The organism is Rhodoferax sp., from assembly GCF_028688795.1.
Classification (GTDB): Bacteria; Pseudomonadota; Gammaproteobacteria; order Burkholderiales; family Burkholderiaceae_C; genus Rhodoferax.
Genome location: NZ_JAQTXM010000031.1, coordinates 24,748 through 45,895 on the forward strand (window position 1 = coordinate 24,748; position 21,148 = coordinate 45,895).

General features: G+C 57.7%; 22 protein-coding genes and 1 pseudogene. 10 read left to right on the forward strand and 13 right to left on the reverse strand.

The features are described 5' to 3' along the window. The first annotated feature begins 22 nt into the window (after window positions 1–22). A complete protein-coding gene (locus tag PHQ58_RS18955) occupies window positions 23–1,057 on the forward strand; it encodes an NADP-dependent oxidoreductase (RefSeq protein WP_300114192.1) in 1,035 nt (344 codons plus the stop codon). A 50-nt stretch (window positions 1,058–1,107) separates the two neighbouring features. Next, entirely contained in the window at window positions 1,108–2,172 is a 1,065-nt protein-coding gene (locus PHQ58_RS18960; RefSeq protein WP_300114195.1) for an alkene reductase, read from the forward strand. A 31-nt stretch (window positions 2,173–2,203) separates the two neighbouring features. Here the strand turns inward: PHQ58_RS18960 and PHQ58_RS23690 are convergent, their stop codons facing one another. Beyond that, window positions 2,204–2,578: a HipA domain-containing protein gene (locus PHQ58_RS23690; RefSeq protein ID WP_367187352.1), complete on the reverse strand. Its 375-nt coding sequence runs from the start codon at window positions 2,576–2,578 to the stop codon at window positions 2,204–2,206. After that, window positions 2,551–2,784: a hypothetical protein gene (locus PHQ58_RS18965; protein ID WP_300114198.1), complete on the reverse strand. Its 234-nt coding sequence runs from the start codon at window positions 2,782–2,784 to the stop codon at window positions 2,551–2,553. The genes PHQ58_RS23690 and PHQ58_RS18965 overlap by 28 nt, the downstream gene beginning before the upstream one ends. A gap of 216 nt (window positions 2,785–3,000) precedes the next feature. Between PHQ58_RS18965 and PHQ58_RS18970 the strand changes: the two genes are divergently transcribed. Then, the gene (locus PHQ58_RS18970; protein ID WP_300114283.1) at window positions 3,001–5,055 is read left to right on the forward strand and encodes a bifunctional 2',3'-cyclic-nucleotide 2'-phosphodiesterase/3'-nucleotidase; all 2,055 of its coding nucleotides are present in this window, start codon (window positions 3,001–3,003) and stop codon (window positions 5,053–5,055) included. 82 nt (window positions 5,056–5,137) lie between these two features. Here PHQ58_RS18970 and PHQ58_RS18975 read toward each other — a convergent pair. From PHQ58_RS18975 to PHQ58_RS18985, 3 genes and pseudogenes are all read right to left on the reverse strand, one after another. After that, a pseudogene (locus PHQ58_RS18975) lies at window positions 5,138–5,623 on the reverse strand (DUF4372 domain-containing protein); the annotation flags it as partial. 156 nt (window positions 5,624–5,779) lie between these two features. After that, window positions 5,780–6,640, reverse strand: a complete 861-nt coding sequence (locus PHQ58_RS18980) for a DUF4338 domain-containing protein (protein ID WP_300114201.1) — start codon at window positions 6,638–6,640, stop codon at window positions 5,780–5,782. Between the two features lie 13 nt (window positions 6,641–6,653). Then, window positions 6,654–8,330, reverse strand: a complete 1,677-nt coding sequence (locus PHQ58_RS18985) for an IS66 family transposase (protein ID WP_300114204.1) — start codon at window positions 8,328–8,330, stop codon at window positions 6,654–6,656. Window positions 8,331–8,537: 207 nt separating this feature from the next. Between PHQ58_RS18985 and PHQ58_RS18990 the strand changes: the two genes are divergently transcribed. From PHQ58_RS18990 to PHQ58_RS19005, 4 genes are all read left to right on the forward strand, one after another. After that, the gene (locus PHQ58_RS18990; protein ID WP_300114207.1) at window positions 8,538–8,726 is read left to right on the forward strand and encodes a hypothetical protein; all 189 of its coding nucleotides are present in this window, start codon (window positions 8,538–8,540) and stop codon (window positions 8,724–8,726) included. Between the two features lie 3 nt (window positions 8,727–8,729). Next, window positions 8,730–8,903 carry a hypothetical protein gene (locus tag PHQ58_RS18995; protein WP_300114210.1) on the forward strand — a complete coding sequence of 58 codons (174 nt, stop codon included), beginning with the start codon at window positions 8,730–8,732 and terminating at the stop codon, window positions 8,901–8,903. A 253-nt stretch (window positions 8,904–9,156) separates the two neighbouring features. Further along, the gene (locus PHQ58_RS19000) at window positions 9,157–10,107 is read left to right on the forward strand and encodes a DUF3365 domain-containing protein (protein WP_300114213.1); all 951 of its coding nucleotides are present in this window, start codon (window positions 9,157–9,159) and stop codon (window positions 10,105–10,107) included. Between the two features lie 4 nt (window positions 10,108–10,111). After that, window positions 10,112–11,734 carry a mechanosensitive ion channel family protein gene (locus PHQ58_RS19005; protein ID WP_300114215.1) on the forward strand — a complete coding sequence of 541 codons (1,623 nt, stop codon included), beginning with the start codon at window positions 10,112–10,114 and terminating at the stop codon, window positions 11,732–11,734. A gap of 57 nt (window positions 11,735–11,791) precedes the next feature. On the opposite strand, the gene PHQ58_RS19010 is transcribed toward PHQ58_RS19005, so the two are convergent. Beyond that, on the reverse strand, window positions 11,792–12,142 hold the full coding sequence (locus tag PHQ58_RS19010; protein WP_300114218.1) for a hypothetical protein: 351 nt from the start codon (window positions 12,140–12,142) through the stop codon (window positions 11,792–11,794). A gap of 76 nt (window positions 12,143–12,218) precedes the next feature. Here PHQ58_RS19010 and PHQ58_RS19015 point away from each other — a divergent pair, with 76 nt between their 5' ends. Then, on the forward strand, window positions 12,219–13,529 hold the full coding sequence (locus PHQ58_RS19015) for a lytic murein transglycosylase (RefSeq protein ID WP_300114221.1): 1,311 nt from the start codon (window positions 12,219–12,221) through the stop codon (window positions 13,527–13,529). A 124-nt stretch (window positions 13,530–13,653) separates the two neighbouring features. Beyond that, complete coding sequence (locus PHQ58_RS19020; RefSeq protein WP_300114224.1) at window positions 13,654–13,845, forward strand: YjfB family protein; 192 nt, start codon at window positions 13,654–13,656, stop codon at window positions 13,843–13,845. 72 nt (window positions 13,846–13,917) lie between these two features. Here the strand turns inward: PHQ58_RS19020 and PHQ58_RS19025 are convergent, their stop codons facing one another. The 7 genes from PHQ58_RS19025 to lexA all read right to left on the reverse strand — a co-directional run bounded on the left by PHQ58_RS19025 (window position 13,918) and on the right by lexA (window position 20,009). Continuing rightward, window positions 13,918–14,268: a response regulator gene (locus PHQ58_RS19025; RefSeq protein ID WP_300114286.1), complete on the reverse strand. Its 351-nt coding sequence runs from the start codon at window positions 14,266–14,268 to the stop codon at window positions 13,918–13,920. Between the two features lie 265 nt (window positions 14,269–14,533). Further along, a complete protein-coding gene (locus PHQ58_RS19030) occupies window positions 14,534–15,772 on the reverse strand; it encodes an acyl-CoA dehydrogenase family protein (protein ID WP_300114227.1) in 1,239 nt (412 codons plus the stop codon). Window positions 15,773–15,869: 97 nt separating this feature from the next. Continuing rightward, window positions 15,870–16,955, reverse strand: a complete 1,086-nt coding sequence (locus PHQ58_RS19035) for a phosphotransferase (RefSeq protein ID WP_300114230.1) — start codon at window positions 16,953–16,955, stop codon at window positions 15,870–15,872. 18 nt (window positions 16,956–16,973) lie between these two features. Further along, window positions 16,974–17,699, reverse strand: a complete 726-nt coding sequence (locus tag PHQ58_RS19040; protein ID WP_300114233.1) for a Crp/Fnr family transcriptional regulator — start codon at window positions 17,697–17,699, stop codon at window positions 16,974–16,976. Between the two features lie 140 nt (window positions 17,700–17,839). Further along, complete coding sequence (locus tag PHQ58_RS19045) at window positions 17,840–18,847, reverse strand: D-2-hydroxyacid dehydrogenase family protein (protein WP_300114236.1); 1,008 nt, start codon at window positions 18,845–18,847, stop codon at window positions 17,840–17,842. 78 nt (window positions 18,848–18,925) lie between these two features. Continuing rightward, a complete protein-coding gene (locus PHQ58_RS19050) occupies window positions 18,926–19,264 on the reverse strand; it encodes a hypothetical protein (RefSeq protein ID WP_300114238.1) in 339 nt (112 codons plus the stop codon). 70 nt (window positions 19,265–19,334) lie between these two features. Beyond that, a complete protein-coding gene (lexA, locus tag PHQ58_RS19055; RefSeq protein WP_300114241.1) occupies window positions 19,335–20,009 on the reverse strand; it encodes a transcriptional repressor LexA in 675 nt (224 codons plus the stop codon). Between the two features lie 124 nt (window positions 20,010–20,133). On the opposite strand from lexA, the gene PHQ58_RS19060 reads away from it, so the two are divergent. Beyond that, window positions 20,134–21,147 carry an asparaginase gene (locus PHQ58_RS19060; protein ID WP_300114244.1) on the forward strand — a complete coding sequence of 338 codons (1,014 nt, stop codon included), beginning with the start codon at window positions 20,134–20,136 and terminating at the stop codon, window positions 21,145–21,147. Window position 21,148 lies beyond the last annotated feature (1 nt).

Here is a 21,148-nt window from a genome sequence, read left to right on the forward strand (position 1 = left end):
TCAATTTCCTCTAGAGACCCCGATGACTCAAACCAACACCATCAACCGCCAGATTCAACTGGCTTCACGCCCTGTGGGCGCACCAACGGCCACCAACTTTCATCTTGCAACTTCCCCGGTGCCCAGTGCCGGGACGGGTCAAGTGCTGTTACGCACCGTTTTTCTGTCACTGGACCCTTACATGCGTGGTCGCATGAGCGACGCGGCCAGCTATGCCGCGTCCGTTGCCATCGGGGCGACCATGGTTGGTGCCACCGTTTGCCGTGTGGAGACCAGCCAACACGTTGGCTACGCGGTGGGTGACTGGGTGTTGGCCTATACCGGCTGGCAAGACTACGCCCTCTCTGATGGCACCGGTCTGACCAAGCTCGACCCAAAGCTGGCACCACCGTCTTACGCGCTGGGTGTGCTCGGCATGCCTGGCTTTACCGCTTACATGGGGTTGCTCGACATCGGTGCCCCTAAGGCCGGTGAAACCGTGGTGGTGGCTGCCGCTACTGGTGCCGTGGGCTCTGTGGTGGGTCAGATTGCCAAGCTCAAGGGTTGCCGTGTGGTGGGCATTGCCGGGGGCGCTCAGAAGTGCCAGTCGGCTGTCGCGGAACTGGGCTTTGACGCCTGCATTGACCACCATAGCCCCGACCTGCCCGCGCTTTTGGCAGCCGCCTGTCCCAAGGGCATCGACGTGTATTTTGAGAATGTTGGCGGCAAAGTGTTTGATGCTGTGCTGCCGCTACTCAACACGGCAGCCCGCGTGCCTGTTTGCGGCCTGATTGCCAACTACAACGCCACCACTTTGCCAGATGGTCCAGACCGCAGCCCATTGTTGATGCGAACCCTGTTGACCAAGCGCATCCGGATGCAGGGTTTCATCATTTTTGACGATTATGGGCATCGCTACCCGGAATTTGCCAAAGACATGGGCCAATGGCTCCAGCAAGGCCAGGTGACCTTCCGCGAAGACATCACCGATGGCCTGGAAAACGCACCACAAGCATTCATCGGGCTGCTTGAAGGCAAGAACTTCGGCAAATTGATCGTGCAAGTTGCCAGCGCCTGACCTCTATCCCAACCGATCCAACAACCCATTAACACCCATAAGGAAACACCATGTTATTTACACCCTTGAAAGTCGGCGCAATCACTTTATCCAATCGCATTCTGATGGCGCCTCTGACGCGTGCACGTTCTGACTTGGCGCATATGCCCAACGATTTGATGGCCCAATACTATGCCCAACGTGCCAGTGCGGGCCTCATCGTGACAGAGTGCACCATGATCGCGCCCAATACGTCGGCGTTCATCACCGAGCCTGGTATTTACTCACCAGAACAAGTGCTGGCATGGAAAAAAATCACAGATGCAGTGCATGCCAAAGGCGGCAAAATCGTCATGCAAATCTGGCACGCCGGGCGCGCAGCGCACCCCTTGCTTAACCATGGCGCTGAAAATGTGGCTCCGAGCGCCGTTGCCATCGGTGGCGACATTCAAACGCCTAGCGGCAAAGTCGCACATGCCGTGCCACACGCCTTGACCACGGCTGAAATCAGTGAACTGGTACACACCTTTGCCGAGGCCGCAAAGCATGCGGTCGCAGCCGGTTTTGATGGTGTGGAGGTGCATGGTGCCAACGGCTACCTGATCGATCAATTTCTGCGTGACGGCGCCAACCGTCGAAGTGATACCTATGGTGGCACGATGGAAAACCGGGCGCGTTTTCTGTTTGAAGTTCTGACTGCCGTGTCTGCCGCCATCGGATCAGATCGGGTCGGTCTGCGCTTGTCGCCATTGAACAGTTTCAACAGCATGATCGACAGCGACCCCATCGGATTGACTGAATTTTTGGCCAAGCGCTTGAATGACTTCAACCTGGCTTATTTGCATTTGATGCGTGCAGACTTTCTTCAGCAGCAAACGGGCGATGTCATGACCGTCGCGCGCGCCCATTACAAGGGGGTGCTGATCGGCAACATGGGGTACAACAGCGATGAAGCACAGGCTGCGATGCTTGACAAGAAGCTAGATGCGGTCGCCTTTGGCACCAGCTTTTTGGCGAATCCCGATTTGCCGGAGCGGATACAAGCAAAGGCTGCTCTGAACGAGCCCGATCAAGCAACTTTTTACAGCCCAGGCGCCAAGGGCTATACCGATTACCCCCGACTGCTGGCCGCGTAACCTTGAACACCCAATCCGTGTCTTCTCCCTGCTAGGCGATTTGGCCGCAAAGCGGCATGAAGACGAAAGCCGGACTGTCAGGAGGCGGTCTAGCGGAGGTTCTTGGTTTTTGTCTTTGCCGCGGACATTGGGGTCTGTTATTGGCTGGACTTCTTTCGCTCGCGCAGCGCTGAACGGCTTTTTTAAGCTCTCGTTGGTCGCGGGTTAGCCGACGAGTCACACGAAAGATGTCTTCATAACTGACTGAGTGCTCCTGGAAATTTGCATGCAAAAGCCCCGCCAGCGAATGCACATGAACGCGTCGCTCACCACGGCGGTCAAATCGCTGGGTCGCAAAGGCGGAGCGGCCGCCCGGCAATTCAAAGAACTGTGTCGCGGTCATGCCAAGATGGCAATGGTGTGCCATCCGGGCACACCATGAAGTTGCGTGTAATCAGCCCTGCGATCTGGATAAGCAAGCGCACGCAGCGGCAGACGAATGGGAGACAACTGCAGTCCGCGTTCAAGCGCTTGCGGCGCGTATTGAAAAAGTACATCTTGGCCATCGTCAGCCAGGATGCCCAGGACAAAAGAGGCACCCAAGCCTTGGTAGGTGACCGTCAGCTCCTTCACTTGGCTAACTTTCGCGCCTTGGTATAAGCACGTTGGCGCGTGCGCACCGCTGCCTTCAGTCGCATGTCTTCAATGCTGAGGGAATGAATTCTGCAAAATGACACAGTGTTATGGAAGCAAGCTGTCCTTGTATGCATCTCAAGGTCTCCAAGCAACTGTCACATTTGCCCAATACATTGCAGTGGCCTTTCACCAACAGGAGTTTTTGTGGTCCCCATTGCTAAATTTAGATTTTTTTCGCAGTCAGCCTTGGCTGCTGCGCTGGTTACTGCTCTAACTGCCAGCCTATCCGCCTGTGGTGGCTCCGATGGCGCACCTGCCACCGTCACACTGCCCGAATCAGCCACCGCACAATTGACCGTTCTTGAGACCTCGGACCTCCATGCCAACGTGGTCAGCTATGACTACTTCAAACTGGCGGAGGACAAAAGTGTCGGGCTTGAGCGTACTGCCACGCTGATCAAGCAGGCTCGCACCGACTTTCCCAATAATTTGTTGATCGACAACGGCGACACTATCCAGGGCACCGCCCTCGCCGACTACCAGGCGACGGTCAACCCATTGGCTTGCAGTCAAAAGCTGGCCGCCTACAAGGCCATGGATGCCATTGGTTTTGATGCGGGCACGCTGGGTAACCACGAGTTCAATTACGGTCTGCCTTTTCTGTCGCAAGTGACGGGCACCAAGTTCAACGTGGAAGGCATGGCTGCTGTGGCCAGTCAGCCCACTTGCACCGGCCCGGCGTTCCCGCTGGTGCTGGCCAATGTGAGCAGCAAAAAAGACGGCGCGACGCTGTACAAGCCATACACAATCATCAGCAAGAAGGTCAGCGCCAAAGACAAAGACGGCAAAACCATTGAAAGTACCGTGAAGGTGGCAATCATTGGCTTTGCGCCACCGCCCATCCTGTTATGGGACAAGCGTTGGCTCGATGGCAAGGTGGACGTGCAAGGCGTCGTGGAATCTGCCACAAAGTACGTGCCCATGGCCCGAGCCGAAGGGGCTGACATTGTCATCGCCGCGTCGCACGGCGGCTGGGACACAAGCACCTACAGCGCCACCATGGAAAATGCCAACTACCACCTGGCTAAAGTGGCCGGCATTGACGGCATTTTGATGGGCCATTCTCACAGTGAGTTTCCCAACGCCGCCTGCACTACGACCGCCTGTGACACCATTGGTGTGGACAAAGTCAAAGGAACCTTCCATGGTGTGCCCGCTGTGATGCCCAGTTATTGGGGCAAGGCCATCGGGGTCATCGACTACAAGCTGGTGGTGAAGAATGGCAAGTGGACCATCGACACCAGCAAAACTGTTGTCAGCATCCGCAAGGCGTTACTGGATGCCACTTCCAAAACTTATGTGGCGGTTGATCCCACCATTGCTGCAGCAATCAAAACAGAACATGAAGCTGCGATTACCTACGTGAAAACTCCAATCGGCCAGTCGGACTTTGCGCTTTCAAGCTATTTTGCCGACATTGGCGATGTCACCGCCATCCAGGTGGTCAACGCCGCGCAGGCTGACTACGTGGCCAGGTATGTCGCTGCCAACATGCCTCAGTACAAAGACTTGCCTGTGCTGTCAGTCAGTGCACCGTTCAAGAGTGGCTTTGCCGGTGGTACCGACTTTACAGATGTCAAGCAAGGCCCGATTGCCATCAACAATGCCGCCGACCTGTACCTGTACCCCAACACGGTGTATGCGGTAAAAGTGACAGGCGCAGGCATCAAGACTTGGCTGGAGAAGGCGGCCGAACGTTTTAACCAGATCAATCCCACCTTGACCACCGCGCAGGGGTTGATATCAACTTTCCCTGGATACAACTTTGACATGTTCACCTCGGTCGATATGAGCTATGAAATTGATGTAACCCAGCCCAAGGGCAGCCGCATCAAGAACCTGAGCTACAAGGCCGCACCCATCAGTACCACGGCTGAGTTCATCATTGCCACCAACAACTACCGTGCCACCAGCGGTACGCAGTTCGGCCTGACAGCAGGCAATACTATCTACGCTTCACCCGATGCCAATCGCGATGTCTTGATCGACTACATCAAGGCCCGCAAGAACCTGACGCTGGTTGCCGATGGTTCAGCCCGCAGTTGGCGCTTCACGAAAGTGACCACGGCCGGCCAAGTGACATTCACCTCCGGTAGCGACAAGTTGGCGGTGGCGCAGACAGCTGGCTTTGCCAACATCAGCGTGGTGAGCAACGATGACGGCAGCGGCAAGGGACAGGGCGTTTACGCCATCGACCTGTCCAAGTAAACCTGCCTCATAACAGGCCCGACTGTTGATCGCAGTCCGGGCCTTTTTCTTCCTGATGGTGTCAATCGGAACTTACTTGGATGCCCCTCAAATCGAGCAGCGTGTGCAACTTGATGGCCGCCTTGGTCGAACGAAACGGCGCCCAGGCAAACACCGACAGACACAGGTCGATGGTGCTGGCGTCGAACGCGTAAATCGCCGCATCGCGTTCCAATCTGAATGGTTCCGTGGCATACAGAGGGCGCGCCAAGCCAATCAGATGCTGGGCGAAGTCGGCGTAGATTTGCCACGGGCGTGTGGTGTTCGCGTTGGCAAGGGTGTTGTGCGAAATCGTCTGGCAACGAAAGCCCATGTGGTACAGCCGCCGCGCTTGAGCGCGAAGGTTGACTTCGATGTCCCTCAAAGATTCGCGGTATGTCAATTGGGCGAATGCCATGGCGAAGAATTGATCCAGGAACGAGAAGTCTTTGATCTTGTGTTCACCGTTGTGGTCGGCCACACAACGCCTAAACTTGCGCAGTGGCAGATAGAGCATGAGTTGCGCAAATACGAGCTTGCCTTGGCGCATGACGGTCTTGGGCGGGAATCCGCAAAAAACCGACAGTCTGACGCGCGACAACGTTCAAATCGAGACCAGACTCAAACACTAGATTCAACAAGCAAATCATTAACTTACGACGTTCTGATGGTTAAACGTTGTAAATATTCGGTGAACCCGTAGTGCCTACTGGCAAAGTGCGTCGGCGAAGTTTTTGCGTAGCGGATAGAGCCAGATATCTTTGGCTGGGATGAGGATCTTGTGGCTGGTGGATTTCTTCCCGCGTCCTGTCGTTCGGCCGACATTGATCCAATTGGCTGCCTTGTAGCAAGTGCCATTGTGGCGTTCATATTCCACGAAGGTTTCCAGTAATACTGGTCGAAAGCCGTAGCGCCTGAGCCAGTCATTGGGTAACTGCCGAGCGGCAAGGGACAGAATCTTTGAAGCCAACCCTTTGCATTCGATCCAAGGCAGAACCAGGAAGCGCGCATTGTTGATAACCAGCGGCAGGTTTTTTTGTCGCTGCGCCTCACTCCAACCGATGAATCGCTCTCGGTCCTTTAACTTCCAGGCGCAGGCGCAGAAACTGATGCAGGCCACGAGTTGCTCGCCAGCAAAGACGTTGTAGCGAACCTGACTGCCCGACATGGTCGTGTAGCCCAAGTAGTGGTAGCGCGCGACATACTCATTCCATAGCCTCGAAGCTGCCGTGCCGCTGACCACCTGAAGTGTGATGCGCCCGATCTCGTGCACGGGTTGCTTGATGGCGGCCTGGGCGTCGCTGGCAGCAGTGGGCGCAAAGTGTGCACGTTTGCGAACCACACCGATTCTTGATGCTGGCAACTCAATGAGTCCATCGGCCTGCATACGCAGCAATGCCACGCGGCATGTCATGTCCTTGAGGTCCCCATTGGGTTTAGTCCATCCCCACAATTCGCAAAGCTTGCGTGAGAGCGCCGAACGTTGAAGCTTTGGATCCTGAATGATGAGATCGCGAATGGTCTGGATGTCGAGCGCGCTGAATTCGCGCGCGCAGTAAATGCTCATGAATCGATCATCCTTACTGAAGGCAACACGCTCGCATGTCGGCCAGACGCTTGGCACTCATCTGCCATGGAAGAAAGGCGGTGATGTCGTCTGGTGGCCGATTGCCATTATCCGCACAGGCCTGCAAATACTGCGCAAGCCAGGTGCGCGCGTTCAATCCCCAAAGCTTCATGGTTGCCAAAGTGCCGTACATCGTGGCGGCCAATTCTGCGGAGCCTTCAGAGCCTGATCCGTAAAAATTCTTTCTGCCAACTACGGGTCCACGAATATCACGCTCAGCCGTGTTGTTGTCCATGTCCACCCACGCAGAATTGACAAACACCGTCAGGCCACTCCAATGCAACGTCATGCTCTCCAGCACCTTGGCCGCCGGAGGGAACAGTTCGTGATTGGCCACTTCAAAGGCGCACCGCGTGGCCATTTGCTGCAGTGCCTGCACCAGGTCATGTTGCGTGACTGCTCGTTCAGGGCTATCCATGCTGGTGTTCAGGCGAAGTCCATTGAGGTGATAGAGCTGCCCAATCATGTCTACCCATTGCAGCGCCCATTCGGCGCTTTGAGGATACGAATTGGCAAGTACCAGAAAGTCGCGTCTTACGTGAGCCCAGCAAAAGGCCAGAACCACGCCTGGGTTCAGGCGGGCAAAGCGCTTGTAGCCAGAGTAGCGGTCGCAACTGATAACACCCTGATTGACTGCGGCCAATTCGGCCACGATGACATCTGCCGCGCGTGTCTGGTCAATGACGTAGTGGACCACGGAACTGGAATGAAACACCCACAAATACCAACGGTGGCCGACCTTACCTTGCACGTTCACGAAGACTGCCCAGCGGGTTTCGTCTGCATGCCAATAGGGCTCACTACGAAGCTTCAATTGCAGCGCTTTATCCAGCGGCTTGAACAGTGGCGCTATTGCCTGCAGGCCGCCAGCCAATGTACCTGCCGACATGTTCAATCCGTGGTCAGCCAAATCCTGCAGCAACCGCTGGCTGGGCCGACCATAGAGAAACTTGTCCAACAGCACGCTGGTCCAAACAGAAACGCCAAACTTGCCCCGCCCAATGAGCCGCGCCGGTGGCGGTGCGCAAACAGTGCCGTCCACACACCCACATTGGCACGACGCAGAGTAACGGTGGCGGTGGATCACACGCCGGTAGGCCTTGACCTCAATCTCCAGCACCTGCGAGTCTTCTGTATCAACAAGGTTGTTAAACGCCAATCCACACTTGGGGCATTGAGTCTTGTCCAGCGTAGCGTCCTCGTGGCGTGCGGGTAATTGCGTTTGCAGGGTGCGCCCGTGTCCGCTGGATCCGTGCTGCTGTCCTCGTGGACGACGACAAGATGCCGTTTGGCTTCGTCCCTCACAGTGTTTGCGCCTTTCGCCTTTGCTGGCAAATACGCGACTTTGCAGATCGCGGACTTGACCCTTTGCCAACACCAGTTCGGCTTGCAAAGCGGCGTTAGACTTGGCGCCATTCGCTTTGAGTTCACGCAAAATGCGCTGGTAGCGAAGCTCGCGCCATTTGAAACGATCAACAGCTTTGCGATGCGCCGTCTGCCAATAGTTTGCGGCCGACTTCAGTGCTATATGCTCTTGACGTGTAATCGTCACAAACTCAATTGCAGGCGGTGGTGGCGCCTCGACACCAATAGTCGTGGCGGTTTCTGTGGGGATAGAAGTTGCACGCACGGGTGCAACAGTAGATGAAAAAGGTGAATGTGTCCAGCGATTTTTGACTGGGCTACGGGTTCACCGAATATTTACTAAACGTTGGGACACGACTGATGCCGCATGACACTCAATTTCTACATGAGCCTATTGCCATGTGGTGGGCACGGTACACGGCCAGCTACATCCGCGCCCTGTATCAAACGTCCATTGTTGAGAGAACTCATGATGACAAACCAAGACCTCCTTGCCCACAGCCGCGTGATCTGCACGCATTTCGACAGTTACAGCGCAGCGCTGCTTTTTCCGCGCTGGGACAAGACCCTGCTGTGGCCCAATGCCCTGCCTGAATCCGCCACGGTTATGCCACCACCGACCACGATCAGCCCCGAGCATGTGGCCAACACGGTAAAGTAAGCTGTGATCGAGCGGTGCGGCCTGAACCCGGACGAACTGGAACCTGTTTGCGACTTCAACCATTGGGCGCAAACCGAGTCCGGCCCAGTGCGCATCCACTTGCTGAGCTTCACCACCCTCGACGCCCCCAAAGCTGAAATCGAGGCACTGGGCGACGAGTTAAAACCCATCAGCTAGTTGAGCTGCAGCGCGATGAGCGAACTGCTCTCGCTGCGGGATATGTTCAACCTGATCGTGGGTGCCGGCTGAGCCAAAGGGTTTGAGTCGCTAAGGGCTGCTCGACGGCTTGGTTGCGACTGGTTTCGATGTGGGCACCTAGTTCAAACGAAATGGGTAAGTGTCACCTTGGCGTTGTAAGATGGCTTTTTTTACCGGCATTGGACGAGACCCGTTATTGGTTATTGCGCTGAGGTCATGAAGGAGTGACCTGATGCGCATCGAAACACGTTTTGCCTGGATTATTGGATTTTGTTTCTGCTTTGGCGTCTCGGTCGCAGGCTACATTTCCTATAAGCTGGAATCACGCCAAGCACACGACGAAATCAAGCTGAAAGCCAACATGCTGCTGGAGGCCGCATTGGCCGTACGGGCCTACACGGGCAATGATGTGGCGCCAGTCCTGCAAACCCTGCAAGACAACGATTTTCACGCGGCACAAGTACCATCGTTTGCCGCCCAAAACACCATGGCTCGACTGGCGCAGAAGTTCCCCGACTACAAATACCGCGAAAGCTCACTCAACCCGACCAACCTGAACGACCGCGCCAGCGACTGGGAAGTTGGCCTGCTGCGTGAGTTCCAGGCGGACGCCAAACTACTCGAACTGGATGGCGAGATTGGCAGCGGCAAAAATCAGCGTTTTTACCTCGCCAGACCGATCCGCATGAGTTCCTCGGCCTGCATGCAGTGCCACAGCACCGCTGCCGCTGCCCCTGTTGCCATGGTGGCCAAATACGGTCCAGTCAATGGCTTTGGCTGGAAGATGGGTGACGTGGTTGGCCTGCAATTGATGGAGGTACCGACTGCCCCGGCCAGGGAAAAAGCGTTCAACTCAGTGCTTGTGACAATAGGCTCATTAACCTGTGTGTTCGTGCTTTCGGCGGCAGTTTTTCTCTTGCTGCTGCGCCGTCATGTCACCGATCCACTTGAAATGCTCACCCGTGTCGCGCATGCGGCCAGCCTGGATGAGCGCGGTGGCAGTGCGTCGCTCGCCATGGTGGGCGGGCAGTTTGGTGATCTGCAACAGGCCATCGTCCGACTCCGAACCAGCGTCGACCGTGCCATGCGTCTGTTTGAGCGTGGCCCTGACCCGGCGCGCGCGTTGACTCCCCCGGCGGCGCCTTCCGGCAAGGCCGACACCACAGACAGCGACCCGGTGTGACGTGATGTGGACCTTGATCATCATTGCCGCTGCGGCGTTGCTGTGGCTACTTCAAGTCACGCTTGGCACGCAAGTCGCTGAAGCCAACGCACTGCGGACCCTTTGGTTGAGCCATGCCGCCCTGGCGTTGAGCGTGCTGGCGACCGTGCTTGTGCTGCAAGCCTTGCTGCGCCATGTGTTGCGCGGGAATGGCAACGCACGCAGCAGCGCGACCTCAGACCTGTTGCACGCCGTGCTGACCATCACGCTTTACCTGGTGGCCACCATGCTTTACCTGCGCTTCGGCCTGGGGCAGGACATCAGCAGCGTGCTGGCGACATCGGCCATGCTGTCGATCATTGTCGGCTTGGCCCTGCAGCCAACCTTGGGACATTTGTTTGCCGGTGTCGCGATTGAAATCGAGCGTCCGCTACGGGTTGGCGACTACGTGCGGCGCGACGAAATGGAAGGTCGGGTCATTTCCCTGAACTGGCGTTCGGTCTACCTTCGTACCATTCGTGGCTCGACGATGTTGATGCCCAACAGTGAGTTCACCACCCGCATGGTGGAGGTGATCCGGGCCGATCAGCCCTACCGCTACGAAGTGAGCTTCAATATCGCCAGCGACCAGCCCCCGGGGCGGGTGATGCAGATTGCCATGCAGGTTCTGCTTAGTGATCTGCCCGGCGTGTGCGCTGAGCCAAAGCCAAGTGTCGCGCTGCTCGGCAACGACCCGGCCACCGGCATGCTGCGCTACGTTGCACGGCTCTACACCCTGCAATTCCTCGTCCGTGCGAGTATTGGCTCTGGCTTCCTGGAGCGCCTCTGGTATGCGTTGTCGCGCGAGGGTTTGACCTTGCAGCCGACACCCAGCCTCGGTTGGCAGGATGCTGGCGCCGCCATGCGCATGGCATCGAACCCACCGTTATGGCCTGAGTCGGTCGCGCCACGCCACCCCGTGCAAACCGGGACTGACAGAGACAACACCGCCCTCGCGCAAATACCTGCCTGGCTGTTGCTGGCCTTACGACCAGCGGCGCAGACCCTGCGTTATGGTCGATTGGAACAATGCGAGCAGTCCGCCGTGAGCTTGCTGTTGCAGGGGCGCCTGCTGGAAGATCGTGCCACAGACACACAACAGGATCAGGCGGACTTGAAGAACCTCCTCGCTGCGTTAGAACAGCCCACCCAAGTTCCGGGGTCCAACAGGCTCAGTGCCCAACATTTTGAATCCCTGCTTCAGGCCGGTCGTCTGGCGCTTGGACCGCTGGCCGGCCAGCTTAGCCAACGCATTGCAGCCCTGACCGATGACCCCAGTTTGGCCTACATGGCATTTTCAGAGTCCATTGACCTGCCGGTTCAGCGTGAGCTTTTTCTGGCCGGCGCACCCAAGCGGTCAAGTCGTACCGTCCGCCCAGGTGATTGGCTGGGGTGGGGTCACCTGCTGAGTTTGGATGCCGAACCCCGGGCTTGCCATGCCAGCCAGGATTGCACCTTGGCGGTCTGGTCGGCTGATGCCTTGCGCAGGGCATTGAGCCAAAGCACAGCGAGCCAGCAAACCGAGTTGCTGCAGTTGCTGCGGGCCATGGCCCCAGGCTGTGAATCACTTTCGGCGACCCATCTGCAGGGCTGGCTGCAAAACAGCTGAATCGCTGGCAGCGGGCATTGCTATGTCACCTGCAGCCAGCAACAGCTTGACGTTGAGTTACAGCGCGAACTCGCGCCAGGCGGCGGCCAGATCGAGGGTGATTGCGCGCAGGGTGTCAGCGTCTGGGTGGTGTTCCGTCGGGAAATTTACCAGTGCGCGGGAGGAGGCGTTGTGTTCAAGCGCTGCGTCCAGCTGGCCTTTGTTCCAGCCCTCAAATGGCGCCAGCAAAGTCGCTGTCAAGGCATGGCCGCCATGGATGACCTCGCTGCCGACGACATCCAGCTCGGGCAGCAATTGGACCAATCGTGCCAACGACTCACTGTAGAACTGGTCGACGACGACCAGCAATGCGCGTTGGATGGGCAATTCCAACTGCTGACTTGGCAGCAAGCGGGTCATCCAGGGCATGGCAGGCAACAAAACATGGTTTGATCGATTCTCTCCGGTGACTGCGGGACTTCATCAAACAACGAAAATGACAGCAATGCACATCTCAACCCATTTCCCATCTTCAGCGCGCGTCTGGCTTGTTTTCGGTTTGTTGGCGATCTTTACGCTTGCCGGCTGTACCGCCATAGCCACCACAGAAATCAAGGCACAGGTGCCAACAGCGGTTGCCACTCAGCCCGCTCAAGCCACCACTAACGACGATGAACACGCCCAGAAGTTTGCCCTCTGGGTCAATGAGTTCAGCGCTTTCGCACGCAAAGTGGGCATCAGTGAGGCGACGCTGCACATCGCTTTTGACCCGGTTCACTTCCTACCAGGCATCATTGAATTGGATCGGGCGCAGCCCGAGTTCACCCGCCCGGTCTGGGACTACCTCGACAACGCGCTGTCGGCGCAGCGCATCACCCGTGGCCAGTACAAGCTGCAGCAACTGGGCTCCCAAGCCGTTGCCATCACTGCGCGCTATGGCGTTCCCATGGAAATCGTCGTCGCCATCTGGGGCATGGAGAGCAATTACGGCAGCAACTTTGGCGACATCCCGACCATTGATGCATTGGCGACACTGGGATTCGAAGGTCGACGCGAGGTCTGGGCACGCAGCCAATTGCTGGCTGCCTTGAAAATTTTGCAAAGTGGTGACATTGATCGCACTCGGATGATCGGATCGTGGGCGGGCGCGATGGGCCAAACGCAGTTTCTGCCCTCCAACTTTCTGGCCTATGCGGTTGATGCCGATGGCGATGGCCGACGTGACCTATGGGGCAGTGCTGCCGATGTGGTGGCTTCGACGGCGAACTTCTTGGCAAGCTCTGGATGGCAGGCCGGTCAGTCATGGGGGACTGAGGTGCGCTTGCCGCCGGAGTTCGACTACGCACGTGCCGATGACGATGTCCGACAAACATCCACAGCCTGGGCGGAGGAGGGTGTGCAATCGATGAACGGTACGCCACTGCCAGCGCTGATCGACAGCTCAATCTGGTTGGCATCCACCGCAGGCGGACCAGCCTTCCTGATCGGAACCAACTTCCGCACGATTCTGCGCTACAACAACTCGACCAGCTATGCACTGGCTGTCAGCCTGCTGGCGCAACGCCTGGCAGGTGGCCCGCCGGTACAAGCACTTTGGCCGCGCGATGTGCAAGCTTTGACGCGGAGTCAGTTGCTGGCAATGCAAACGATCCTCAATACTCGTGGTTTCGACAGTGGCACGCCCGACGGCATGATGGGGCCAGCCACGCGGCGTGGCATTCGCCGGTACCAGCGCAGTCTCGGCCTGCCAGCGGACGGGTACCCAAGCCTGAATCTACTGCAGCAACTGCAGCAAAGCAGTGGCACCGTTCCATGAGGCAATTCGAAATCGATGATATTTAGCGCCGGCTGGTGCGCATTCGGTGGGCACGGCCACAGGTATTGCTCAAGAATACAGGTGGCCGATCCGATATCGAAGACAACTACTGTAGGATTTCATCATGGATATTTCCCCCGCCGCACTCGTCAATGCAACATTACAAATGAAGCAGAGCCAAGTCGCCGAAACAGCTCAAGTTTTGGTTTTGAAGAAGGCAATGGACATCCAAGCCACTGGTGCATTGGCGATGCTACAGGCCCTGCCGTTGGCAACGAGTGGCAACCTGGGCACTCAGGTCAACACTCTGGCCTAGTCCGTTGACCGCCACTTGAAACAAATGCTTTTCTAGAGCAACACCCAACGCACCTCGTGTGACATCTTTGTCTTAGTCTTTGATCCAATTTTGCAGACAGGTGGCAAGTTTCTCTCGGTTGAAGGGCTTGGTGAGGAAGTCATCCATTCCTGCTGCCAGACACAGGTTTTTGTCGGACTGCATGGCATTGGCGGTCAATGCCACGATAGGGCTACGTTGGTTTAACCCACCGCCAATTCGAATTTGACGTGTGGCTGCCAGACCATCCATTTCCGGCATCTGCACATCCATCAAAATCAGCGCATATCGTTGCTTGCTTGCAGCGTTGACTCCCTCAATACCATTTTCGGCAATGTCAACGCGATAACCCAAGCGTCGTAGCAGAGCAAACGCGAGCTTTTGATTGATTTTGTTGTCTTCCACCAACAAGATGGAGCTCCTTCGGGCTTGGCTATTTCCAAGAGTTCGAGATTTTCTGCTGTGACCGTCTTCGATGAAGGCGAAGTTTGGTCTGTTCTTTGGATAGGAGCCGTTCGAAAGATAGCTGGTTCGACAGATGTCTGCGGATCGTCCTTTGGCCGCTGAGACGATGCCTGCAGTGGAAGTTCAAACCAGAACAGGCTACCACCGTCGTAATCCCCCTCCTTCCTGCGCAAGCGGTGGCCCAAGGCCAAGGTGTGGGAGAGTGTCAAGGTGTGTACTTGCGCAATTCCAGTTTGGCAATGGCGTTGCGGTGCACTTCATCAGGCCCATCGGCAAAACGCAGCGTGCGTGCACTGGCGTAGGCGTAGGCCAGCGGGAAGTCGTCGCACATGCCGGCACCACCAAAGGCCTGCATGGCCCAGTCAATCACTTGGCAGGCCATGTTGGGCGCCACCACCTTGATCATGGCGATCTCGTTTCTGGCGAATTTGTTGCCGCCGATGTCCATCATCCAGGCGGCCTTGAGGGTGAGCAGGCGAGCCATGTCGATTTTGCAACGTGCTTCGGCAATGCGTTCCTGGGTCACGGTTTGTGCAGCAATAGGTTTGCCAAAAGCGACTCGGCTGGAAGTGCGTTGGCACATCAACTCCAGCGCGCGTTCGGCCAGGCCAATCAGGCGCATGCAGTGGTGAATACGTCCCGGCCCAAGCCGACCCTGGGCAATCTCAAAGCCGCGGCCCTCGCCCAGCAAAATACTGTCGGCGGGCACGCGCACATTTTTGTAGCTGATTTCCATGTGGCCATGCGGCGCGTCGTCGTAACCCATCACGTTGAGGGGGCGCAATACCGTCACGCCAGGTGCGTTGCACGGCACCAGAATCATGCTTTGCTGCGTGTGGCGATCGGCTTCGGGGTTGGTTTTACCCATCACGATGTGGATGGCGCAGCGCGGGTCGCCAGCGCCGCTGATCCACCACTTGCGGCCGTTGACGATGTAATCAGCACCGTCGCGCTCAATGCGGGTCTCGATGTTGGTGGCATCGCTGGAGGCCACATCGGGCTCGGTCATGGAGAATGCCGAGCGGATTTGCCCCGCCAGCAACGGCTTGAGCCATTGGGTTTTGTGCTCGGGGGAGCCGTAGCGGGCAATGGTTTCCATGTTGCCGGTGTCGGGCGCTGAGCAGTTGAACACCTCGCTGGCCCAGGCCACCCGGCCCATGAGTTCGGCCAGTGGCGCGTATTCCTGGTTGGTTAGGCCTGCCCCGGCATCGATGCCGCCAGACTGTGCGCTGTCTACCGGGTAAAACAGGTTCCACAGGCCTTGGTTCTGCGCCTTGAGTTTGAGTGCTTCAATGGTTTGCAGAGGTGACCAGCGTTTGCCCGCCGCCGTGTTGGCTTCAATTTCGGCATGGTGAGCGCCTTCTGCAGGATAAATGTGGTCGTCCATGAATTGCAGCAGTTTGGCTTGCAGTTCTTTGGTTTTGGGGGAGTAATCAAAATCCATGGTGGTCTCTCAGTGGTGAAGGTTATGACAGTGCAAATTTTTAAGAAATCAGGCCGTAGCCCTTATTTGATAATCGTAAGCAGCTCTTAAATTTGAATCAAGCGCGCTGCGCAAATTGCCATGCCAGTTGCGCCAGGGGTCGCGCGCCAGCGGCGGCGCTCACGGCTTGGGCGCTGGCAGCCGTGCCGGCCTCGACCCGTTTGCCAATGCCTTGCAGAATGGCCGCCATGCGAAACAGGTTGTAGGCCAGGTAAAAGGACCAATCAGGCGCCAATTGTTCAGGGGTGGCAATGCGGGTGCGCTCGCAGTATTGGCGGATGTAGTCGGATTCCAGGGGAATGCCCAGCGCTTCTAGGTCGAGCCCGCCAATGCCGCGAAAGGCACCGGGGGTGATGTGCCAGCCCATGCAGTGGTAGCTGAAGTCGGCCAGCGGGTGGCCCAGGGTGGACAGCTCCCAGTCCAGCACGGCAATCACACGCGGTTCGACGGGGTGGAACATCAGGTTATCCAATCGGTAGTCACCATGAACGATGCTGACCATGGCCGGGTCACGCGCCATAGCCGGAATGTGCTCGGGCAACCAGGCAATGAGGTGGTCCATTTCCACAATCGGCTGGGTGATGGATGCCACATACTGCTTGCTCCAGCGGCCAATCTGGCGCTCAAAATAGTTGCCAGGCTTGCCGTAACTGGCTAAGCCTCGCACAGCGAAGTCGACGCTGTGCAACGCTGCGATCACGCGGTTCATCTCGTTGTAAATGGCTGCGCGCCCATCGGTCGTCATGCCGGGCAGAGACTGGTCCCAAAAGATGCGCCCACTCATGAATTCCATGATGTAGAAAGCGCGTCCCAAGACCGACTCGTCCGTGCACAAGCACAGCATCTTCGGCACGGGTACATCTGAGCCAGCCAAGCCGCTCATCACAGCGTATTCACGCTCAATGGCGTGCGCCGATGGCAACAGCTTGGCCGCCGGGCCGGGCTTGCTGCGCATTACATAACACTGGCCAGGCGTGATGAGTTTGTAAGTCGGGTTGGACTGACCGCCTTTGAACGACTCGACACTCAAGGGGCCGGCAAAGCCGCTCAGGTGTTGCGTCAACCAGTGGCTGAGCGCGTCTACATCAAAGGCTTGCGCCTCTGGCACGGCACGTGTGCCGACGAATTGGTCAAAGTCAGTCATGGGCGTTGAATCCTTTCATCATGTTGAGCTGTCTGCCTCGGTGATGCGCATCAAGGCATCGCGGTTGCGCACCACCAGGCCACCGGGCTCGATGCGAATGGCGTTCTCGCGCTCCATGGCCTTGAGCTCCTGGTTGACACGCTGGCGTGAGGCGCCCAGCAATTGCGCCAGTTCTTCCTGCGCCAGGTGCAGCCCAATGCGCACCTCGCTGCCATCGCTTAAGGATGGCACACCATAGCTGCGAACCAGATGCAGCAGTTGTTTGGCCAGGCGGGCGCGCAGGGGCAGGGTGTTGAGATCTTCCACCAAACCATAGAGCTGGCGAATGCGCCGCGCATGCAGGCGCAGCAGGGCTTCGTACAACTCGACGTGCTGGGCCAGAATTTTCTTGAAGTCGGCCCGTGCCACACACAGCGTGGTGGTGTCGCCATGGGCGTAGGCATCGTGGGTACGCCGGTCGCCATCGAAAATGGCCACATCGCCAAACCAGATGCCTGGCTCGACGTAGGTCAGTGTGATCTGCTTGTCTGACAGTGTGGTCGAACTCACCCGCACGGCGCCCTTGGCGCAGGCGATCCACTCCTGTGGCGTGTCGCCGCGGGCAGTGATGAGGTCGCCGTCCGAGAAGCGTTTGACGTAAGCGCATCGAAGTATGTCGTGCCGAAGTGAAGGGGAAAGGCTGGAAAACCAGCGGCCAGCGTTGATTGCCGAGCGTTCGTCAATGGTAAGGATGGGCTCTGTCATGGACTGTCCGGTAGGTGACTTGAAACCTGCCCATTGTCACGTCCGCGACGCTGTTGAAGCATGGGCGGCTGTCACCTGTGTGTCTGGCAGCAGGCGCAAAAAAACCCGCAACAGCGGGCTTATTTGTCGGGGCACAGGTTCTATCTGCGCACTTGCAGAGCGCCCGGGTTGACGATGTTGGTTGGGCGACCCTTGATGAAGTTCACGACATTGTCAAAAGCTGCGCCAAAGTACATCTCGTAGCTGTCTTGCTCGACATAGCCGATGTGTGGTGTACAAATGCAGTTTTCCAGCCTGAGCAGTGCGTGGCCTTGCAGGATGGGTTCTGATTCGAACACATCCACTGCTGCCATGCCGGGACGGCCCCGGTTGAGTGCGCCCAAAAGGGCATCAGGCTCGATCAGTTCGGCGCGCGAAATGTTGACCAGCAGGGAGGTTGGCTTCATGCGGGACAAGTCGTCGAGCTTCACCACGTATTGGGTTTCTTCATTGAGTCGCAGGTGCAACGACAGCACATCAGACTGCTCGAACAGTTCGTCCCGCGTGGCGGTGACCTCAAAGCCATCGAGCACCGCACGCTCACGGCTAGGCGCGCGCCCCCAGATGATCACGCGCATGCCAAAGGCCTTGCCGTAGCCCGCCACAATTTGCCCGATGCGGCCGTAGCCCCAAATGCCCAGCGTGCGACCTTTCAGGACAGTTCCCATGCAAAAATTAGCAGGCATGGACCCGGTTTTCAGGCCAGATTGTTGCCAAGCGCCATGCTTGAGGTTGCCGATGTACTGCGGCAGGCGCCGCGCTGCCGCCATGATCAAGGCCCAAGCCAACTCGGCCGGCGCCACTGGTGAGCCAGTGCCTTCGGCCACCGCTACGCCGCGCTCGGTGCACGCGTTCACATCCAGGTGCGCACCGACACGACCGGTTTGCACGATCAATTTGAGTCGGGGCAGCTTTTCGATCAGCGCGCGCGGCATTTGGGTCCTGTCCCGGTTAAGCACAATCACATCGGCATCTTTCAGTCGCACTGAGAGTTGCCCCAAACCTTTCACGGTGTTGGTGTACACCTTGGCCTGGTAAGGCTCCAGCTTGGCCGCGCAGGCAAGCTTTCTGACGGCATCCTGGTAATCATCCAATATCACAATATTCATGGCCCGATTGTGCCTTGGTGCTACCTGCCCAAGCCTTGCGGGCTGTCAAAAATGTGAACTCAGACCAGTCTGATGGCCTTAATGCAGGCGCGCTTCGTGCGCCACCAGTCGGTCAAGTTCCGCGCACACATCGGCCATGCGGCCGGAAATCACCATGCGACCCACTTGTGACGATGTTTGCCCGGCTTCCATCACACGCACCATGCGCACCGGCCTGCGCACCACGGTGTGGGCAGCGGCGCCGGGCGGGGTGCGCAATGTGTGGTTGCATAAGGTGCCCGTGCGCCGAAAACTTCCAACTGCCGGGCTAAGCGCACTGCAAGTCACGGCTTGCGATTGGCCCGGGGTAGCGACCAGCCAGCGCCACAGGGCTTTGAGTGGGGTGATCACGCCGATGGAGGGAGGTGCAGTGTTCATGGCAAACCTTTGTGATGAATGGGGCGAGCAGGATCGGGCAGGCGTTGGGCTTTGGTTTCTGTTTTGGGCGTTACATCAACATGGTGTTGCGAATCAGGCCCACAGCCAAGCCTTCGATCTCGAAAGGCTCGCCGGGATCCACCACGATGGTTTGGTAGTCGGGGTTTTCCGGGTGCAGCTCAATCAGGTTGTTATGACGCATGAAGCGCTTGACGGTGACTTCGTCACCCAGTCGCGCCACCACAATTTGGCCATTTTTGGCGTCCTTGGTGCTTTGCACCGCCAGCAGGTCGCCGTCCATGATGCCGGCGTCGCGCATGGACATGCCGCGCACCTTGAGCAGGTAGTCTGGCTTGTGCTGAAACAGGCTGTCTTCGACATAGAAGGTTCGGTCTACATGCTCTTGCGCCAGGATGGGTGAGCCCGCTGCCACGCGCCCAATCAGGGGGAGTGCCAGTTGTGCCAGCCCTGCCAGGGCTGAGGCAAAGGGTTTGTTGCGCGACTCGTTGATGGCACGCAGCGAATCGTCACGCAGGCGAATGCCGCGTGAGGTGCCGCTGACCAGCTCAATGGCGCCTTTGCGTGCCAGCGCCTGCAAATGTTCTTCGGCTGCATTGGCAGACTTGAAGCCCAGTTCGGTGGCGATTTCGGCCCGGGTTGGCGGGGCGCCGGTGCGTGCAATGGCGCGCTCGATAAGATCGAGAATCTGTTGCTGGCGATCGGTGAGCTTGGGTCTGGTGAGCATGGTGACTCCTGTGAACGGCAATAGACAAACAAAGGGCTGGGTTGGACCACGTGTGTGGCAAAGGCTAAAACACTGTTTTCCTATCCAGTAACTGTATTTTTAACCAGTTTATGAAAGTTCGCAAGTGGTATCTAACCTGAACCTGAAAAAAATCGTGGTGTTAGGCACGGGCGGCACCATTGCCGGCACAGCCGCAAGTGCCGCTGACAACATTGGCTACACCGCTGCCCAGGTTGGGGTGGCGCAGCTTCTGGCGGCTGTGCCGGGTCTGCCAGCCTTGTTGGCTGGGCGTGACTTGGTGAGTGAGCAAGTGGCCCAAGTCGACAGCAAGGACATGAGTTTTGCTATTTGGGGGGCGCTGGCGCAGCGTGTCAGTGCCCATTTGGCCGCCCCGGATGTGCAGGCGGTGGTGATCACCCACGGCACCGACACACTGGAGGAAACTGCTTATTTTCTGCAGGCGGTGTTGCCTGCTGCGCAGATCAATGCCAAGCCGGTGGTGCTGACGGCCGCCATGCGACCCGCCAGCAGCTCGGCCCCCGATGGCCCGCAAAATCTGCTGGATGCCGTGGCCGTGGCTTTGGCACCCGGCGCACAGGGTGTGGTCGCCGTATGTGCGGGCAGCATCCATGCCGCGTTGGATGTGCAAAAAAGCCACACTTACCGCATCGATGCGTTCAACTCGGGCGATGCCGGGCCTTTGGGCTATGTGGAAGAGGCTGAGTTAAGGCTACTGAGAAATTGGCCTGTAGCCCTTACAAATAAAGCGCGAGTAGCTATTGAAAATATTGCTTTTAAGGCCCATTGGCCGCGTGTCGAGATTGTCATGAACCACGCTGGCGGCAGCAGCGCTGTCGTCGATGCGTTGCTGTTGCCTTTGCCTGGCGTGACACCCTTGCGCGGCTTGGTGGTGGCGGCCACGGGCAACGGCACGATCCATGTCGATCTGGAGGCAGCGCTGCGCCGGGCACAAGCGCAAGGTGTTCACGTGGTGCGCGCCTCACGCTGCGCCAACGGGCGAGTGCTGCCCGCAGCCAATGCCGAGTTTGCGCACTCTGCGGGCTTGTCCCCCGTCAAGGCCCGGATTGCGCTGATGTTGGCGTTGATGGCAGAAAGTCCAGACGCAAAAAAGGCCTGAC

Excerpts from the sequence above, each read along its gene's own strand:
- PHQ58_RS18990 (WP_300114207.1), top strand. The coding sequence starts at position 8,538 with ATGACAAACCAAGACCTCCTTGCCCACAGCCGCGTGATCTGCACGCAT.
- PHQ58_RS19005 (WP_300114215.1), top strand. The coding sequence starts at position 10,112 with ATGTGGACCTTGATCATCATTGCCGCTGCGGCGTTGCTGTGGCTACTT.
- PHQ58_RS19030 (WP_300114227.1), bottom strand. The coding sequence starts at position 15,772 with ATGGATTTTGATTACTCCCCCAAAACCAAAGAACTGCAAGCCAAACTG.
- PHQ58_RS19020 (WP_300114224.1), top strand. The coding sequence starts at position 13,654 with ATGGATATTTCCCCCGCCGCACTCGTCAATGCAACATTACAAATGAAG.
- PHQ58_RS18955 (WP_300114192.1), top strand. The coding sequence starts at position 23 with ATGACTCAAACCAACACCATCAACCGCCAGATTCAACTGGCTTCACGC.
- PHQ58_RS19010 (WP_300114218.1), bottom strand. The coding sequence starts at position 12,142 with ATGCCCTGGATGACCCGCTTGCTGCCAAGTCAGCAGTTGGAATTGCCC.
- PHQ58_RS18980 (WP_300114201.1), bottom strand. The coding sequence starts at position 6,640 with ATGAGCATTTACTGCGCGCGCGAATTCAGCGCGCTCGACATCCAGACC.
- PHQ58_RS19040 (WP_300114233.1), bottom strand. The coding sequence starts at position 17,699 with ATGACAGAGCCCATCCTTACCATTGACGAACGCTCGGCAATCAACGCT.
- PHQ58_RS23690 (WP_367187352.1), bottom strand. The coding sequence starts at position 2,578 with ATGGCACACCATTGCCATCTTGGCATGACCGCGACACAGTTCTTTGAA.
- PHQ58_RS19000 (WP_300114213.1), top strand. The coding sequence starts at position 9,157 with ATGCGCATCGAAACACGTTTTGCCTGGATTATTGGATTTTGTTTCTGC.
- PHQ58_RS19045 (WP_300114236.1), bottom strand. The coding sequence starts at position 18,847 with ATGAATATTGTGATATTGGATGATTACCAGGATGCCGTCAGAAAGCTT.
- PHQ58_RS19015 (WP_300114221.1), top strand. The coding sequence starts at position 12,219 with ATGCACATCTCAACCCATTTCCCATCTTCAGCGCGCGTCTGGCTTGTT.
- PHQ58_RS19050 (WP_300114238.1), bottom strand. The coding sequence starts at position 19,264 with ATGAACACTGCACCTCCCTCCATCGGCGTGATCACCCCACTCAAAGCC.
- PHQ58_RS19035 (WP_300114230.1), bottom strand. The coding sequence starts at position 16,955 with ATGACTGACTTTGACCAATTCGTCGGCACACGTGCCGTGCCAGAGGCG.
- PHQ58_RS18960 (WP_300114195.1), top strand. The coding sequence starts at position 1,108 with ATGTTATTTACACCCTTGAAAGTCGGCGCAATCACTTTATCCAATCGC.
- lexA (WP_300114241.1), bottom strand. The coding sequence starts at position 20,009 with ATGCTCACCAGACCCAAGCTCACCGATCGCCAGCAACAGATTCTCGAT.